Genomic DNA, 15057 nt, shown 5'->3' with positions numbered 1-15057 from the left:
AAAAAGAGCATAAATGCTCTTTTTTATTTTAGTTAGGATGGGTTAGATGTCTTTAGGCTTTTCAATGTAATAACCCTGAACGCCATCAAGGCATAATGTTTCTACAATATGTTTTTCTTCTTGGCTTTCAACGCCCTCTGCAAAAACACTGACGCCTATTCTATGTGCAAGGTCGACCATTAAACGCATAAAGTACTGATTGTTTTTATCGTCTTCCAAACCACGTGTATAGCTTGCATCCATTTTAATAAAATCTGGTTTTAAATCTCTGAAAAATTTAAATGAGGTGAGTCCCACACCAAAGCGTTCTACCGTTATTCTGGCACCAACGCGATGCACCATGTCAATGAAGCGTTTGCTTGCTTTAATGTTTTGTTGGAGACCAAATTCACTCACTTCAAAAATTAACTTAGAAGCAATATGGGTATCTTTAAGTAAACGGCGCTCTAACCAAATCATGAATTGGTCGCTGTGCGCGCTTGAAGGGGTAATATTTAAGCCAAAATACTTTTCAGATAAATTACTCGATTTTATTCTTTCCAAAGACGACTCTATAATTAACTTATCAATTTCTATCGCCATATCGAGCTTTTCAGCCATTGCTAAAAATGAAGCGGTAGGCAAAGCTTGGTTTTCTTCTGATTTGAAGCGGGCTTGAATTTCAGCATAGGCTTTAATGCTTTTGCCTAAAGGCATAATATTTTGGATCACTAAATGGACGCTTTTAGACTCAATTACTTCGTTAATTACCTTGCGCCAGTTTTGGTTACCAAACCCAGCACTGACGTTATTTGCAAGATCAGTATCGCGCTGTACATGCCACGCATTAGCTTGTTTAGACTGCGCCATGCTCATTGCGTTATCAACGATAGAAAGTAACTCACCTAAAGGTTTTGATTTTTCATACCCTACAATACCTGTGTTTGCAACCGAGCTAAGCTCTTGGTTTTGCATATATTGAGTGAAGCGCGACTGTAAGTTTTCACCAAATTTTTCAGCTTCTTTTAACGGGGTATTTGGTAAAATGGTTATAAAGTCAGAGCTGTTTACTCTAAACACTTGGCTGCCGGAATAGGTGCCACTAATACTTACGATAATATCTGCCACCGATTTAATGTACTCATCGCCTTTTTGATAGCCGCGGCTTTGATTGATTGACTGCAACTCACTACAGCGAACGAGTGCTAAAGAGCCAAATGTACTTACTTCGGTGTTTTCAATATTCTTTTCGTAGTAATCAACAAACATATTGCGATTACCTAACTCAGTAACACCATCTTTGTAGGCTTCACGTTTTATTGTATGTGCAGCATTTTTTATATTGTCATTTTTACTTTTTAAAAAGTGCGATAAACGATTAAAGCTAGGAATTAAACTTTTTCCTAACTTAGCTAACTCTGGCGAATCAATTTTAGTCGCAAAGTCATCGCCTAGTTGATTTTGGTTTATATAAATATCAATGACATCAGCAACGTCCGTGCAGATGTTGTCATTAATGTGCTTAACAATAGTTTTCATTAATGCAATAGGTATTAGAGCGAGTAGGGTGCTAATAATTAAAATTGTAAAAAAAGCAGTTTGAAACTGCTCACTCAAATGAGTGATGTTGATTTTAAACTCAACTTTTATATCGGCGTTATCATTAGTGGCATACTGAGGGCGTACTGAGTTATTGCTTGACTGAGTAAGTTCTGCAATAACAGGTAATTGCGCTGAATTGTTAACTGAAAATACTTCCGCACCTTGATAATCACGTAAAGTAAAATGTGAAAAGATTTCACTGCTTGCAAGTGTATTTTTTAAGTTATCAGCAGAGAGCTCTGTTGCAGATAGGTTTTTAATATATTGCTCGACGGTCACCTGCGCATTTTTTTGAGCTTTACCGATGGCACTATCAAAGTTTTGGCTAATAAAATAACAGCCAGCAGTCACAAGAATCAACCAAGCCATCAGTTGTATAAAAATAAGTTTTTTAAATGCTGCCATTGTTTAATCTTTATATGTCAAAGGGGAGGACACAACCTCATGATTATTAAAATAATTATAGCTTGATAGAGAAAGTTATCAAATAGTTAGTTTTTGTAATCAAAAAGTTTTTTATTTTAATAGGAAATGGTAGAGCAAATTTAAGGAGATGTCTATGGAAGTGTAGTAAATTGGCTCCCCCTCCCCGACTCGAACGGGGGACCTGCGGATTAACAGTCCGTCGCTCTAACCAACTGAGCTAAGGGGGAACTAAAATATACTTTTTATGACTTGGCTCCCCCTCCCCGACTCGAACGGGGGACCTGCGGATTAACAGTCCGTCGCTCTAACCAACTGAGCTAAGGGGGAACTACATCATAAACATAAACTTGGCTCCCCCTCCCCGACTCGAACGGGGGACCTGCGGATTAACAGTCCGTCGCTCTAACCAACTGAGCTAAGGGGGAATCGTTTATGGCTGAAAAACTTGGCTCCCCCTCCCCGACTCGAACGGGGGACCTGCGGATTAACAGTCCGTCGCTCTAACCAACTGAGCTAAGGGGGAAGCGTCTTGCCTTTCAACGGGGCGAAATATTAATGACCGCATAGCAAAGTGTCAACATATAAAAGATCATAAATTCAAAAAAGAGGTCTATTCGTTGTTTTTATGTGCAATCTGCGCGTTTTATAACACTATTTAAGTAAAGCGCAGTGATATTGTTTTACAAAAACAGCGTAATATTTGAATCAAGTGAGTAATTTCAGCTAATAAAACTTGCCGTAAAATTAAATAAAGTAGCTTTTAGTGATAAAAAACTGTTCTATTTCCTATATTTTTACAAAGTCTGAATAAATGTATTTAAAATAAATACCTCACTTTTATTTTTCTAACGTTAAAGTTTGTTGAACTGAATCTTAATGAAAGACGTATATTTATTTTAAATATTGATTAAAACCTAATAATTTTAGAACTGCTATGGAGTTGTATAAAAATAAAGCAATCAAAGGCTTGGCTATTTATTCAGCACGTATGTGGATTTGCATTAAATAAACAAATAATCCCATATCAAAGCGTTACAATTCCATTTAACGTTGTTTGCTTATTGATAACGTAAAAAAATCACAGCACCTTTAAATTTGCACCGCGTTGTAGCCCTTTATAAACGTGGGGTTGAATGAGTTATCCACGGTTTCTGTGGATAACTCTGTTTATTAAACTTTAAGAACATCAGCACCCCCAGCATTGTAGGGCGCTACAACGATTTCAAGTATTAAAAAGCTTTTTTTATGTTTTTAAAAACAAAGGCTTATGATTCAGCTTAGATAGTCACCTAAACGATAAATAAAATTTTTCGTGACGATAAAGCATTATCGCTAACTGTGTAATAAATCAGCAAAACCTAAAAGTTAAATGTTGCAAAAGTTATATAAATGTATTTAATTTGGTTTTTAATGTGTTTGTGCGAAATTTATTTACAACAGCATAAAAATAACAGTTTTTTGATAAAAAACGGATTAAATGGTTTAGGTTTAATAAAGCATGGCTTGAACAGCTCGTATGCTTTAAAATATGCCGTTCAGTAAAAGAGGCTTATTTATTTTATGCGCGCACATTCTCAATCACATACTCGCCCTGATTTACTCACCGCTCCAATCTTGCCTACGCTAAAGAAAATGACCGTTCCAATGATTTTTGGGATGATAACCTTAATGATGTTCAACATAGTTGATACTTTTTTTATTAGCTTATTGGGTACAGAGCCGCTTGCCGCGGTGAGTTTTACATTTCCCGTTACTTTTACTGTAATCAGTTTAGCAATTGGTTTAGGTATAGGTACTTCTGCGGTTATTGCAAAAGCATTAGGCAGTAACAATATAGAAGAAGCGCGTTTTGATGCCAGTGTTTCGTTGTTGGTAGCGGTAATATTAGTATTAGTTTTATCTGCTAGTGGCTATTTATTGATTGACCCCATATTTACCTTGCTTGGGGCAGGGGAGCAAGTACTCCCGTTAATTCATCAGTATATTAGTATTTGGTTTTTGGGTAGTGTGTTTTTAATTACCCCCATGATTGGAAACTCAGTACTGCGTGCCAGTGGTGATACTAAAACACCAAGCATTATTATGGGCGGAGCTGGGCTTATTAATGCCGTACTTGATCCGATGCTTATTTTTGGCTTTGGTCCCATTCCCGCATTGGGTATTAAAGGGGCCGCTATTGCCAGTGTTATAGCTTGGGCAGTTGCAGTGGCGATTATTTTATACATATTAATTTTTAAAAAGCAGTTGCTCAGTTTAAAAGCGGGCAAACAAACTATTGTTGGTGCAATTCGTAAAATCTTAAAGATTGGTTTACCAGCAGCGGGGGCTAACATGCTCACCCCTGTTGCTATGGCGGTAATGACCGCATTGGTTGCTCATCATGGCCCCGAAGCTGTGGCAGCTTTTGGAGTAGGGAGTCGAATAGAATCAATAGCGAGTTTAGTGGTATTAGCTTTGTCGATGACCTTACCACCTTTTATTAGTCAAAATTTTGGAGCAAGTCATTTTTCTCGCGTAAAAGATGCATACCTAGGTACGCTCAAGTTTGTAATGTTGTGGCAGTTTGTTATTTATATTGTATTAATTATTTTTTCAGGCGTCATTAGTGAAATATTTGGTAAAGAGCAAGCGGTTGTTGATGTCATCAAGCTGTTTATTTATACCATTCCATTAAGTTATGGTTTGCAAGGAGTGATCATTTTATCAAACTCCTCGTTTAACGCTTTACACAAACCCATGAACGCCTTAGTTTTGAGCGTTATTCGATTGTTTGTTTTTTATATTCCCTTTGCGTATATCGGAAACGAACTCGCAGGCTTAATCGGCTTGTTTATTGGCGCGGCCATTGGTAATTTATTCACAGCCCTTGTAGCCTACAAGTGGTTTATGAAAGAAATTGAAGCGTTAAGCAGTCAAGCATTACAGGAGTGTAGTCATTGAGCGATCATTTTCAGCTAGTATCAAAATTTAAACCCGCAGGGGATCAGCCAACCGCTATTGCTCAGTTGTGTGAAGGCTTAGAAGCCGGACTGGCCCAGCAAACCTTATTAGGCGCAACGGGAACCGGTAAAACGTTCACTATGGCTAACATTATTAGTGATTTAAACCGGCCAACTATTATTATGGCGCACAATAAAACCTTAGCGGCGCAATTGTACGGCGAGATGAAAGAATTTTTTCCACACAATGCGGTTGAATACTTTGTATCTTACTACGATTACTACCAACCTGAAGCCTATGTGGTAGCCAGCGACACTTTTATTGAAAAAGACGCATCTATTAATGAACACATAGAGCAAATGCGACTCAGTGCCACTAAAGCGCTTTTAGAGCGACGCGATACCATTATTGTTGCCTCTGTATCGGCAATTTACGGTTTGGGCGATCCTGATTCATACATGAAAATGATGCTACTTTTAAAAGTAGGTGAAAAGGTCGATCAACGTGACATGCTGCGCCGCCTTGCAGAGCTACAATATACGCGAAACGATATTGATTTCAGTCGCGGTACATATCGTGTACGTGGTGAAGTAGTTGATATATTCCCCGCTGAATCAGACACCTATGCAGTGCGTGTGGAAATGTTTGATGATGAAGTTGAACGCCTAAGTATTTTTGACCCCTTAACCGGTGCGGTAGAAAAACACATAGTGCGTGCCACTATTTATCCTAAAACTCACTATGTAACGCCACGAGAAAAAATTCTCGAAGCCATCGATAAAATTAAAGCAGAACTCAAAGAGCGCAGAGCACAATTGCTCAGCGCAAACAAGTTAGTAGAAGAGCAACGCATAGCTCAGCGTACCCAATATGATATAGAAATGATGACCGAGCTTGGTTATTGCTCTGGTATTGAAAACTATAGCCGTTATTTATCGGGGCGCACACCTGGCGATCCACCGCCAACATTACTGGACTATTTACCTGATGACGCATTAATGATTATTGATGAATCGCACGTAACCGTCTCGCAAATTGGTGCCATGTATAAAGGCGATAGAAGCCGTAAAGAAAATCTCGTTGAATACGGTTTTAGAATGCCTTCAGCTATGGATAATAGGCCACTGCGTTTTGAAGAATTTGAGGCCATTGCCCCACAAACCATTTATGTATCGGCCACCCCAGGTGACTTCGAATTAGAGCGCAGCAACGGCGAAGTTGCAGAGCAGGTTATTCGTCCAACTGGTTTACTTGACCCTGTTATTGAAGTGCGCCCGGTAGGCGATCAGGTTGATGATTTACTCTCAGAAATTTACAAATGTGTTGAATTAAAAGAGCGAGTGCTGGTTACCACGCTTACCAAACGTATGGCTGAGGATTTGACCGACTACCTGAGTGAGCACAATGTAAAAGTACGTTATTTACACTCTGACATTGATACCGTAGAGCGGGTAGAAATTATTCGTGATTTACGTGCTGGTGTATTTGATGTGTTAGTAGGCATTAACTTACTACGTGAAGGCTTAGATATGCCAGAAGTTGCATTAGTGGCTATTTTAGATGCCGATAAAGAAGGCTTTTTACGTTCAGCACGCTCACTTATTCAAACAATAGGCCGTGCTGCGCGCCACCTTGATGGCCGCGCTATTTTATACGGCAACAAGGTTACTAAATCGATGGCCAAAGCCATTGAAGAAACCGACCGACGCCGAGAAATACAACACGCTTATAATGTTAAGCACGGTATTGAGCCCAGTGCCTTGGTTAAAAAGATACTTGATGTAATGGATGTAGGTGAAGATGCTTCACCGCAAGACAATCTACAGCTTATTCGTAAAGACTCTAAAAAAATCCTCAGTGCTAAAGAAATTGCAACGCAAATTAAGCAGTTAGAAACCAAAATGCATGCGTATGCTAGTGATTTAGAATTTGAAAAAGCCGCCTCAGTGCGCGACGAAATACATGAACTACAACAACAGTTGATTAATTAAATGACGACCGATTTTACTCCCCTTATAAATGCTTTGGCAGACACGCCTTTTTCCGATAATGAGCTTTGCCGCGTATTTCATGGGCGTGGCCACAGTGTGGAAGCGCTTAGTCATATTAACTTAGACTTTTACCCACCAAGTTTGTTTTTGGTGTCATACAGTGAAATTGACGAGGAAACACTCGCTGCACTCACTGATACGTTATGGCAATGGGCAAAACAACATCACCCAGAGTTAATTACTGCATTGGTGTATCAACAGCGAGCTGGGCTACAAAGCCATAACACCCTTGTTCACGGTCAACTGCCAGTTCGTCATAGCGTAGCCGAAAATGGGGTGCGTTTTTTGGTTGATTTAATGAGTAAGCAAAACACTGGTATTTTTCCTGATATGCGAAAAGGCCGTGAGTTTGTTATGCAAAATAGTAAGCACGCCAAAGTACTTAATTTGTTTTCTTATACCTGTGGTTTTTCGGTTGCGGCTATGCACGGCGGCGCAGATCATGTGATGAACATGGATATGAGCAAAGGTGTGTTAAAAGTGGGTAAGCAAAACCACCAACTCAATAATGTCGATCGTGGGGTCAGTTTTTTACCGCACGATATTTTAAAGTCGTTTGGTAAGCTAAAAAAAGCCGCGCCGTTTGATTTAATTATTGTTGATCCGCCCAGTTTTCAAAAAGGCAGTTTTATTTTAACTAAAGACTATCAAAAAGTGCTACGCAGACTTCCTGAGCTTTTAAACGATACTACACAGCTATTGTTATGTGCCAATAGCCCTGAGCTTACAGAAAACGATTTTAAAGCACTTATTGAAGAGCATACTCAAGGTGCTATTGAGTTTGTTAAACGCCTAGAACCTACTGATCGCTTTATTGAAATTGATAGCGATAAAAGCTTAAAAGCATTGGTGTACAAAACAAAAACATAGTGAGTTAAATGAAACTGAGTAAACGTTTAAACGCCATCAATTCGTTAATTACACAGCCGCACGATATTGTTTGGGATTGTTGTTGCGATCATGGCTTTTTAGGTATGGCATTACTCGAGCGCGGCATAGCCAAACAAATAAACTTTGTTGATATAATTCTACAGTTAATGGAAGCGCTTGAGCAGTCGCTACAACAATTTGAGCAGGGTAAATCTTTGCCCTCATGGCAAGTGCGCTGCGAAGATGTTGCACAAATTAAATTGCCAACAAGTGCCAAACAAGTAATTGTTATTGCTGGGGTAGGGGGCGATTTATGCTTAAAGCTTATTGAACAAATAATTGCTAATAATCCGCACAGCCTTAAACAGCTTAGTTTTATTATTTGCCCTATTATGCACCTCTATAAAGTACGTGCGGGTTTAAAAGCGTGTAATTTACAGCTCGATAGCGAGCAAATTATTGTTGAAAACAAGCGTTTTTACGAAGTGCTACAAGTCAGTTTTAATGCCACCGGCACTATCACTAAAACGGGGGCTCATATGTGGGATACACATAACCCTCAACATCATCAATATCAGCAACAATTGCTTGACCATTATACTCGAATGCTCAATAAAGATAGAGTTTATTATCAAAAAGTTATAAAGGAGTATCAACGCGTATTTGAACGCTAAATACTGCCAAAAAGTGTGATCGCTTTTTATGATTAACTACGTAAAGTGCTTCATAGTTAATATCTTGCCGCTAGGCAGATTTATTTGGTTTATATATGTCAGATAACAACACAAAAATTGAGTCATTATTAGATGATGGGCAAAAATGGCAACACAGTTACGAGCAACCTATTTCGTATGCGCCCCTAGTACAACTGGCTAATAAAAATTGGATTGTTCCGCAGCATTTTTTGCGTTACAAGCATACGCTGGCCAGTGTTAATGAAGTGCTTAACGACATTAGTTTTTCCAACCACTTTAGTGTGTTAGCAGCTGAAAAAAACAGTGATGTTTATTTGCAAGTAGCAGTACTTAGCCCAGACAATTATCGCGCTGATAATAAAGCAAAAAAACTATTGTTTGGTCGCCGTTGGCCGGTAGAGCAGAACCTGCCTACCTCGGAGCTTATTCAAACTGCATTTTTAGCGTTAAAAGTGGCGCGTGAGCATGAGGTAAGAGAGCTTTTTCAGCTGCAACACCAAGGCGCAACCAGTACGCCATTTAATAATCATCATGATTTACCCGTTATGGCACAAAATCCCGAGCTTGTTAAAAGTACATCGTTTAAAAATATTTCATTGAACGAGCTGATAGATCGCCTTGTGTTTGCGGATAACCAAATAGAGCTAATTAACTGCCAAGCTATAATCACCTGTGAGCAGGTGTATACGGTAAAACTTCATTGCGATAGTTGCCAGCTGAGTGAGTTTAATAACAAAACTTTGTCATTTTTAGCTCCGGATACAACAACAAATAGCTTTTTACATAGTTTTATTGCCGCATTGGTTGCTATAAGCAATGATTATGTGAGCGAGCATTTTAAATACCAAGGTTTTGCACGTTTTTGTAAGCATGTACAGGCGGAGCAAATAGGCGAGTTAAGTGTTTCTATGCGTTCGCCAAGTTTAGTTAGTTTGTGCTCAATGGGCAAACAAGAGGCGAATCAGTTAAATTTTGAGATAGACAGTGGCCGAGCGCCACAAGGGTGTGGTCAAGCAATTGGTGGTTTTTTAGCTGCCCATGGCATTGAGCAGCCTGAAAACGCACATTTATACCCAAATTACTTGTAACGTATACATTAAAGTTTGTTTATTTCTTGTTTTACGTTGTAGCTTGAGTCGGTAACAATGGCTTCAAGTGTTTGTACTCGTTGTTTAAGTTCACTCACTTGAGCGGTTACCTCAGCTAGTTGTTTGTGTGCGTCTTGATTGTTGTCCTGTACTTTATGTTTAAATTCAAGGTGCTTTTTATACATATCGTAAATAACTCCCGAACCTACAGAAATAAGTACAATGAGAACTATCATTGTTGTGCCAGACATAATTACTTCCTTTAACTTTTCTTTAAGCTTAAATTATAACCATAATTAAGCGCTCATAAAGCTAATTAATTGTAACTTTATTTGTATTTATAAATATTCGATAAGTCATTGTTATTATTTGTGACGCCACCATATAGTAATTATGAAGTTTTTTAATCGATACAAGGAGTAGGTATGTTAAATAATAAAATTCCACCGGTTGTGGTTGTGGTGTTTTTTGCTGCTGTAATGGCACTGATTGCACATTATACCGTGATTGATTTTAGCGCATTTATTACTTATCTCTCGCTAGCACTTGTCGCTACTGGGTGTATATTTTGTATTGCTGGGGTCGTGAGTTTCCGGTTTGCTAAAACAACAGTACTACCTAACAAACCAGAACAAGCGTCTAGTTTAGTTACCTCAGGTGTTTATAAATTCTCTCGTAATCCGATGTATTTAGGTTTTGCGTTTATATTAGCAGGCTGGGGCGTGTGGCTGGGTTCAATGTGGGCTTTTTTAGGTGTAGCAGGGTTTATTGCTTACATTACCTTATTTCAAATAATCCCAGAGGAACGGGCGTTACATCAGTTATTTGGTGAGCAATTTGACGATTATAAATCACGAGTAAAACGCTGGCTTTAACGTTTTATCGCAACAAAAAAGGCTACCCTTGGTAGCCTTTTAGTGTATTAACGTTAAACTTTACTCATATTCAAGCGGGTCTGTCACGTTGTTAAGCTCAAAGGCCTCTAAACGTTCTTGGCAGGCACCACATTTACCACACGCTTTGTCACGACCATTATAACAGGTCCATGTTTGGCTGTAGTCTAAGCCCATTTTAATACCGTCGGTTAAAATATCGATTTTAGTATTGTTTAAATACGGGCTAAAAATTTCTACTGCATCGTAATTTGCAATACGACATACATCATCCATCTTTTTAACAAACTCAGGACGACAGTCAGGGTAAATTGCATGATCGCCTGAATGCGCGCCGTAATATACTTTGCTCGCTTTAAGCGACACTGCATAACCTACCGCTAAGGAAAGTAAAATCATATTGCGGTTAGGCACAATGGTGCTTTTCATGCTTTCTTCTTCGTAATGGCCTTCTGGCACATCAATATCGTCTGTTAACGACGAACCACCAATAAGCTGATTAATTGCTGATATATCAACAATTTTGTGCGGGACATTTAGCTTTTCACATACGTTGGCGGCAACTTTAAGTTCTTTAACATGACGCTGACCATAATCAAACGAGAGGGCATAAACATCATGGCCTTGCTGCAAGGCTTTATTTAATACAGTAAATGAGTCCATACCGCCGGAATAAATAACAACTACTTTTTGCGTCATACGTGGTTTGCTCTTTAGTTTTGATAGAGGTTTATATCAGGGCGCGATATACTACACGGCCAAGGCATAAATGACAATTTTTGCACCGTGCTTTGCGATTTTTAATAGTAACAATTTTGCCGTCAGGTTGTAAGTGAGATTTCTTTTGTACAAAATTAATGAAGTATTTGAAACCATTCAAGGTGAAGCGAGCTTTACCGGTACGCCGTCTATATTTTTACGCCTGCAAGGTTGTCCTGTGGGATGTTCGTGGTGTGACACTAAACAAACCTGGGATGTTGATAATGTATATAAAGTATCACTAGATGACACGGTAGAAAAAAAGCCGACTCTGATCATTGGGCTGAGGCCAGTGCCGCGCAGGTCCTGGAGTTATTTAAATCCCGTGGCTATACCGCCAAGCATGTTGTGATCACCGGTGGTGAACCTTGTATGTATGATTTAAATCCAGTGTGTAATTTATTGCATGATAATGGCTTTAGCACGCAGATAGAAACCAGTGGCACCTTTGAAATTCTCGCCCCAGCAAAAACGTGGGTTACGGTATCGCCAAAAATTAATATGCGTGGTGGTTACAAAGTATTGAGCAGTGCTATGCAACGCGCCGATGAAATTAAACACCCGGTTGCTATGCAAAAACACGTAGAAGAACTGGAAGAGTTATTTGCCGCCACGGGTGTAAACCCAAAACTGGTATATTTACAGCCAATCAGTCAAAAAACGTCGGCAACTAAATTAGCCATTGATACTTGTATCGCTAAAAACTGGCGTTTATCAATTCAAGTACATAAGTATTTGGGTATTAGTTAAAGAGAAAGCGCAGCTGTAAGCGATTAGTTGCTCGGCGTTAAGTTATTATGTAGGTTGGGTTGAGTGCAGCGAAACCCAACGAAAAAGTTTCTCAAATTGTTTTAAATGGTGCTTTATAGACTATAAAGTGCCACGAGCGGACATTGTTAGCGTTGTTTTAAGCGGCGAGAAGTAGCTCGTTAAAACACAAAGTGAAGTGGCGCTTAGCAAACTATACGAGTCCGACTGGGTAATACTTTTTATGTTTCGCGACGTCTAATGTGTCTTTATTTTAAAGACAAATAACGAATTACCTTTACCTGTCGCAACCAACAAGTGACGATTATCATCGGTAAGAGTAATAGATGAGATTCCATTTAATTCATCATCGTGTACATTTACTAGCTTATTTTTATAGCTAAGTCGCCCATCAGCTCTTACACTAAATAAATATAGACCGCTACCCGACTCCCCAGCTGCATATATTTTTAAGTCATCTGACGATATCGCTAAGCTACTTGCTCCCTCTAAGCCAGAACCGCCAATATCCGAATTATTTATTGCCTGTAAAAATGTAAATTGTCCGGTATCTAATTTGTGAAAAACAACAATAGAATTACTCCCAGCACAGGCAACATACAAAAATTTTCCATTTTGTGAGACAACAATTTTTTGTGGATTAATAAATTGCTTAACACCTGCAACGCCATTTTTTAATACTTGTTTTACCAATAGGTCACCGCTATGGTCTCTATCATAAATGGTTAATTGATGACCATCAAAACCTAGGACATACAACTCATTATTTAGTGGAGATAAAGCTATGGCTATAGGTTTCCCCAAATCATTACTAAGTGGCTTAGCGTCTTTTATAACTCTATTAAAAATAACCTTTTTATCCGCCATTACATCTAAAATAGAAATAGCGTTACTCATATAGCTTGCAACGAAGAGTTGCTTTTCGTTATTAGTCTTGACGATATCCCAAGCGCCTAAAAGACCAAGGCTATCAAGTTCGCCTATCGGCAAATCACTATCAAACACTCTTTCATAGCTTAGACCGTCACTAATAAATTGATTAAAACGGTAACTACTATTACTTCTAGAGAATTTGGTTAAGGCACCATCATAGAATCCAGTAACGACTATTTCATTACCTAGATCAAAATAGGTAACACCAGAGGCGCCTTCTAAACCGTTTATGTTAGTGGCGGTATTTTTGAACACTTGGCTAAAAGTTAGTTTAAAATTTTCGTCTAAATTAAAAACAGCGAGAGCATTATCGTCTCCACTAGAAACAAAAACCTTTGAATTATCTGAAATAACCTCAACACTCCTAGGGTTACCTAAGCCATCAAAGTCGTTAACGTCATCTTTTAGTATTTGGATGAGCTGAATGTCTTCTATACCACTAGCATAAGAGGCACCGGTGCTAACAAGCACTACAAAGAAGAAAAGTGCAATCATCTTTTTATTATTAAACATTAACTTTAAACTCTTTTAGGAACATAGCGCCTAAATAACAGGCTTAAACTGTTTTCTAGAATAAGCGACGCAGGAGCAAAAGCCAACTGTCTTAAGCCCTTGTTTATTTTTTTGTTATAAGGAAGTTGACTAAAAATAATTCAGTTGTATTATAGAAAAAGGGTTGGGATATCCTGCGTCCACTGCTAAGCCTCTGGCATAAAATTAAACTTACATGGCTAATATAACGCCTAAACCTTTTTTTGAGTGGAAATGGTTTATTAACAGGATTATATTATGAATATGCAAGATCATTCGGATTCGTGTAAACGTCAAGCACGCAAACTAAAAAAACAATACCCCGAACTTGGTTATAACAAACGATTAGACCTAGCTGCTAAAAAGCAAGGTTTTAAGCATTACACCTCTTTAAGTCATTTACTCAAACTTTTAGGTCCAGATAAAAGCCCAAGTACTATTCAAATTGTTTTAGCCGGTGGCGATGCAAGAGAGTGCCCTTATAAAAAAATTTTAACAGAGACATCTGTATCTTGGAGTAAAGCTACGCCTGTATGACGTATAACATAGGAAAGTACGCAGGGAGCGAGTGTCCCTTAAAAGCCAAGAATTTTTGTTCCGTTTAAAGTGCTTGTTAGCTAGCTTTAACAAACAGGGTGAACATTTTGGACTCTATTGATTATTTCATGTAAACAATCATTAGGTGATCTATTTTCTTTAATTTCTAATGCGTAGTCAAACAACGAATATGCATACGAATTATTTATCTTGTGGTTTAATCCTCCGTACGTATGAACAATCGAAGCATGATTACCAACTAATTCACTGATCTTCTTTCGTTTGGAATCTAAAAAACTATTCCATATTAAGCTTTCACCAGATTGACCAATAATCGTCAGATCTTCATTCCATTTAGAGTTTCTTATATACGTTGGGGTTAAATCAATCGCAATTATTCCAAAACCTTTATGCAAAGATATTTGCTTTGAAGCCTCTTTGATTCGATTAAGAATTTTTTTGCACTCTGTGGTCGCTTGCAAGCAATGTTGTATCTATTTTCTAAATGATAAAAATATAAGTCAGGTTCACCAAATTTTACATCGTAACCAGCTCGTATATATTTTGATGCAATAAATAGTTCAAATTGAGTATTTCTGCCTTTTTTATTTTTTCCAGAAAACTCATCAACATTATCCTTCGTAATTGATTCAATTATCATCTCATCTTGAGAGTTTTCGAGTGTATAAATAATTTCAAAGATCTCTAGTACTTCGTGATAAATCAGTGTTCTTGGTAGGTTATCCCAACTTTTCGATACCTGCTCTTCAAATAAACTTAGCATTTCCCAAACTCTTGTAGAGCGACTAACCTCGTGTTTCTCCAGAAATGACTTAATTGATTCGATTATATGTTGTTGATTAGTAATAGCACGTAAGTCAAAAAACTTTCGTTTTAAAGAAGTCATTTAGAAACTCATATTTATTGTGAAAATAATGCTTAATAAATTAAACACTGTTAGCTAAACGCCACATTAAGCGGAAAA

At 38.2% G+C, this 15057-nt stretch carries 12 protein-coding genes, 4 tRNA genes and 1 pseudogene; 8 read left to right on the top strand and 9 right to left on the bottom strand.

What is annotated here, in order from left to right; genetic code table 11:
* Nucleotides 1-42: 42 nt before the first annotated feature.
* From AB8618_RS09810 to AB8618_RS09790, 5 genes are all read right to left on the bottom strand, one after another.
* Nucleotides 43-1986 carry a GGDEF domain-containing protein gene (locus AB8618_RS09810; RefSeq protein WP_413402493.1) on the bottom strand — a complete coding sequence of 648 codons (1944 nt, stop codon included), beginning with the start codon at nt 1984-1986 and terminating at the stop codon, nt 43-45.
* Between the two features lie 171 nt (nt 1987-2157).
* Nucleotides 2158-2234, bottom strand: a tRNA-Asn gene (locus AB8618_RS09805).
* 23 nt (nt 2235-2257) lie between these two features.
* A tRNA-Asn gene (locus AB8618_RS09800) sits at nt 2258-2334 on the bottom strand.
* 21 nt (nt 2335-2355) lie between these two features.
* Nucleotides 2356-2432: transfer RNA gene (locus AB8618_RS09795), tRNA-Asn, on the bottom strand.
* Nucleotides 2433-2453: 21 nt separating this feature from the next.
* Nucleotides 2454-2530, bottom strand: a tRNA-Asn gene (locus AB8618_RS09790).
* Nucleotides 2531-3567: 1037 nt separating this feature from the next.
* Between AB8618_RS09790 and AB8618_RS09785 the strand changes: the two genes are divergently transcribed.
* The 5 genes from AB8618_RS09785 to AB8618_RS09765 all read left to right on the top strand — a co-directional run bounded on the left by AB8618_RS09785 (nt 3568) and on the right by AB8618_RS09765 (nt 9651).
* Nucleotides 3568-4947, top strand: a complete 1380-nt coding sequence (locus tag AB8618_RS09785; RefSeq protein WP_413402491.1) for an MATE family efflux transporter — start codon at nt 3568-3570, stop codon at nt 4945-4947.
* Complete coding sequence (gene uvrB, locus AB8618_RS09780; protein ID WP_413402489.1) at nt 4944-6938, top strand: excinuclease ABC subunit UvrB; 1995 nt, start codon at nt 4944-4946, stop codon at nt 6936-6938. The genes AB8618_RS09785 and uvrB overlap by 4 nt, the downstream gene beginning before the upstream one ends.
* Nucleotides 6939-7868, top strand: coding sequence for a class I SAM-dependent methyltransferase (locus tag AB8618_RS09775; RefSeq protein WP_413402487.1), 930 nt, complete (start codon nt 6939-6941; stop codon nt 7866-7868).
* 8 nt (nt 7869-7876) lie between these two features.
* Entirely contained in the window at nt 7877-8542 is a 666-nt protein-coding gene (locus tag AB8618_RS09770; protein ID WP_413402485.1) for a tRNA (adenine(22)-N(1))-methyltransferase TrmK, read from the top strand.
* A 95-nt stretch (nt 8543-8637) separates the two neighbouring features.
* Nucleotides 8638-9651, top strand: a complete 1014-nt coding sequence (locus AB8618_RS09765) for a hypothetical protein (RefSeq protein ID WP_413402483.1) — start codon at nt 8638-8640, stop codon at nt 9649-9651.
* Nucleotides 9652-9659: 8 nt separating this feature from the next.
* Here the strand turns inward: AB8618_RS09765 and AB8618_RS09760 are convergent, their stop codons facing one another.
* The gene (locus AB8618_RS09760) at nt 9660-9902 is read right to left on the bottom strand and encodes a hypothetical protein (RefSeq protein WP_010388451.1); all 243 of its coding nucleotides are present in this window, start codon (nt 9900-9902) and stop codon (nt 9660-9662) included.
* A 174-nt stretch (nt 9903-10076) separates the two neighbouring features.
* Between AB8618_RS09760 and AB8618_RS09755 the strand changes: the two genes are divergently transcribed.
* Entirely contained in the window at nt 10077-10526 is a 450-nt protein-coding gene (locus AB8618_RS09755; protein WP_054201169.1) for a methyltransferase family protein, read from the top strand.
* A gap of 60 nt (nt 10527-10586) precedes the next feature.
* Here AB8618_RS09755 and queC read toward each other — a convergent pair whose 3' ends face one another.
* Nucleotides 10587-11243, bottom strand: a complete 657-nt coding sequence (queC, locus tag AB8618_RS09750; protein WP_008110177.1) for a 7-cyano-7-deazaguanine synthase QueC — start codon at nt 11241-11243, stop codon at nt 10587-10589.
* A 145-nt stretch (nt 11244-11388) separates the two neighbouring features.
* Here queC and queE point away from each other — a divergent pair.
* A pseudogene (gene queE, locus AB8618_RS09745) lies at nt 11389-12053 on the top strand (7-carboxy-7-deazaguanine synthase QueE).
* A gap of 255 nt (nt 12054-12308) precedes the next feature.
* Here the strand turns inward: queE and AB8618_RS09740 are convergent.
* A complete protein-coding gene (locus AB8618_RS09740; protein WP_409423409.1) occupies nt 12309-13517 on the bottom strand; it encodes a beta-propeller fold lactonase family protein in 1209 nt (402 codons plus the stop codon).
* 276 nt (nt 13518-13793) lie between these two features.
* Between AB8618_RS09740 and AB8618_RS09735 the strand changes: the two genes are divergently transcribed.
* A complete protein-coding gene (locus tag AB8618_RS09735) occupies nt 13794-14072 on the top strand; it encodes a hypothetical protein (protein WP_409423408.1) in 279 nt (92 codons plus the stop codon).
* A 394-nt stretch (nt 14073-14466) separates the two neighbouring features.
* On the opposite strand, the gene AB8618_RS09730 is transcribed toward AB8618_RS09735, so the two are convergent.
* A complete protein-coding gene (locus tag AB8618_RS09730; protein WP_409423407.1) occupies nt 14467-14979 on the bottom strand; it encodes a hypothetical protein in 513 nt (170 codons plus the stop codon).
* Between the last annotated feature and the right edge of the window lie 78 nt (nt 14980-15057).

Source organism: Pseudoalteromonas sp. RW-H-Ap-1, assembly GCF_048318575.1.
Lineage (GTDB): Bacteria > Pseudomonadota > Gammaproteobacteria > Enterobacterales > Alteromonadaceae > Pseudoalteromonas.
Note: the sequence above shows the minus strand (reverse complement) of the source record. Positions and strands in the feature narration are given on the sequence as shown.

Coding starts and splice junctions, on each gene's coding strand:
- AB8618_RS09810 (WP_413402493.1), bottom strand. CDS start 1,986: ATGGCAGCATTTAAAAAACTTATTTTTATACAACTGATGGCTTGGTTG.
- AB8618_RS09785 (WP_413402491.1), top strand. CDS start 3,568: ATGCGCGCACATTCTCAATCACATACTCGCCCTGATTTACTCACCGCT.
- AB8618_RS09775 (WP_413402487.1), top strand. CDS start 6,939: ATGACGACCGATTTTACTCCCCTTATAAATGCTTTGGCAGACACGCCT.
- AB8618_RS09770 (WP_413402485.1), top strand. CDS start 7,877: ATGAAACTGAGTAAACGTTTAAACGCCATCAATTCGTTAATTACACAG.
- AB8618_RS09765 (WP_413402483.1), top strand. CDS start 8,638: ATGTCAGATAACAACACAAAAATTGAGTCATTATTAGATGATGGGCAA.
- AB8618_RS09760 (WP_010388451.1), bottom strand. CDS start 9,902: ATGTCTGGCACAACAATGATAGTTCTCATTGTACTTATTTCTGTAGGT.
- AB8618_RS09755 (WP_054201169.1), top strand. CDS start 10,077: ATGTTAAATAATAAAATTCCACCGGTTGTGGTTGTGGTGTTTTTTGCT.
- queC (WP_008110177.1), bottom strand. CDS start 11,243: ATGACGCAAAAAGTAGTTGTTATTTATTCCGGCGGTATGGACTCATTT.
- AB8618_RS09740 (WP_409423409.1), bottom strand. CDS start 13,517: ATGTTTAATAATAAAAAGATGATTGCACTTTTCTTCTTTGTAGTGCTT.
- AB8618_RS09735 (WP_409423408.1), top strand. CDS start 13,794: ATGAATATGCAAGATCATTCGGATTCGTGTAAACGTCAAGCACGCAAA.
- AB8618_RS09730 (WP_409423407.1), bottom strand. CDS start 14,979: ATGACTTCTTTAAAACGAAAGTTTTTTGACTTACGTGCTATTACTAAT.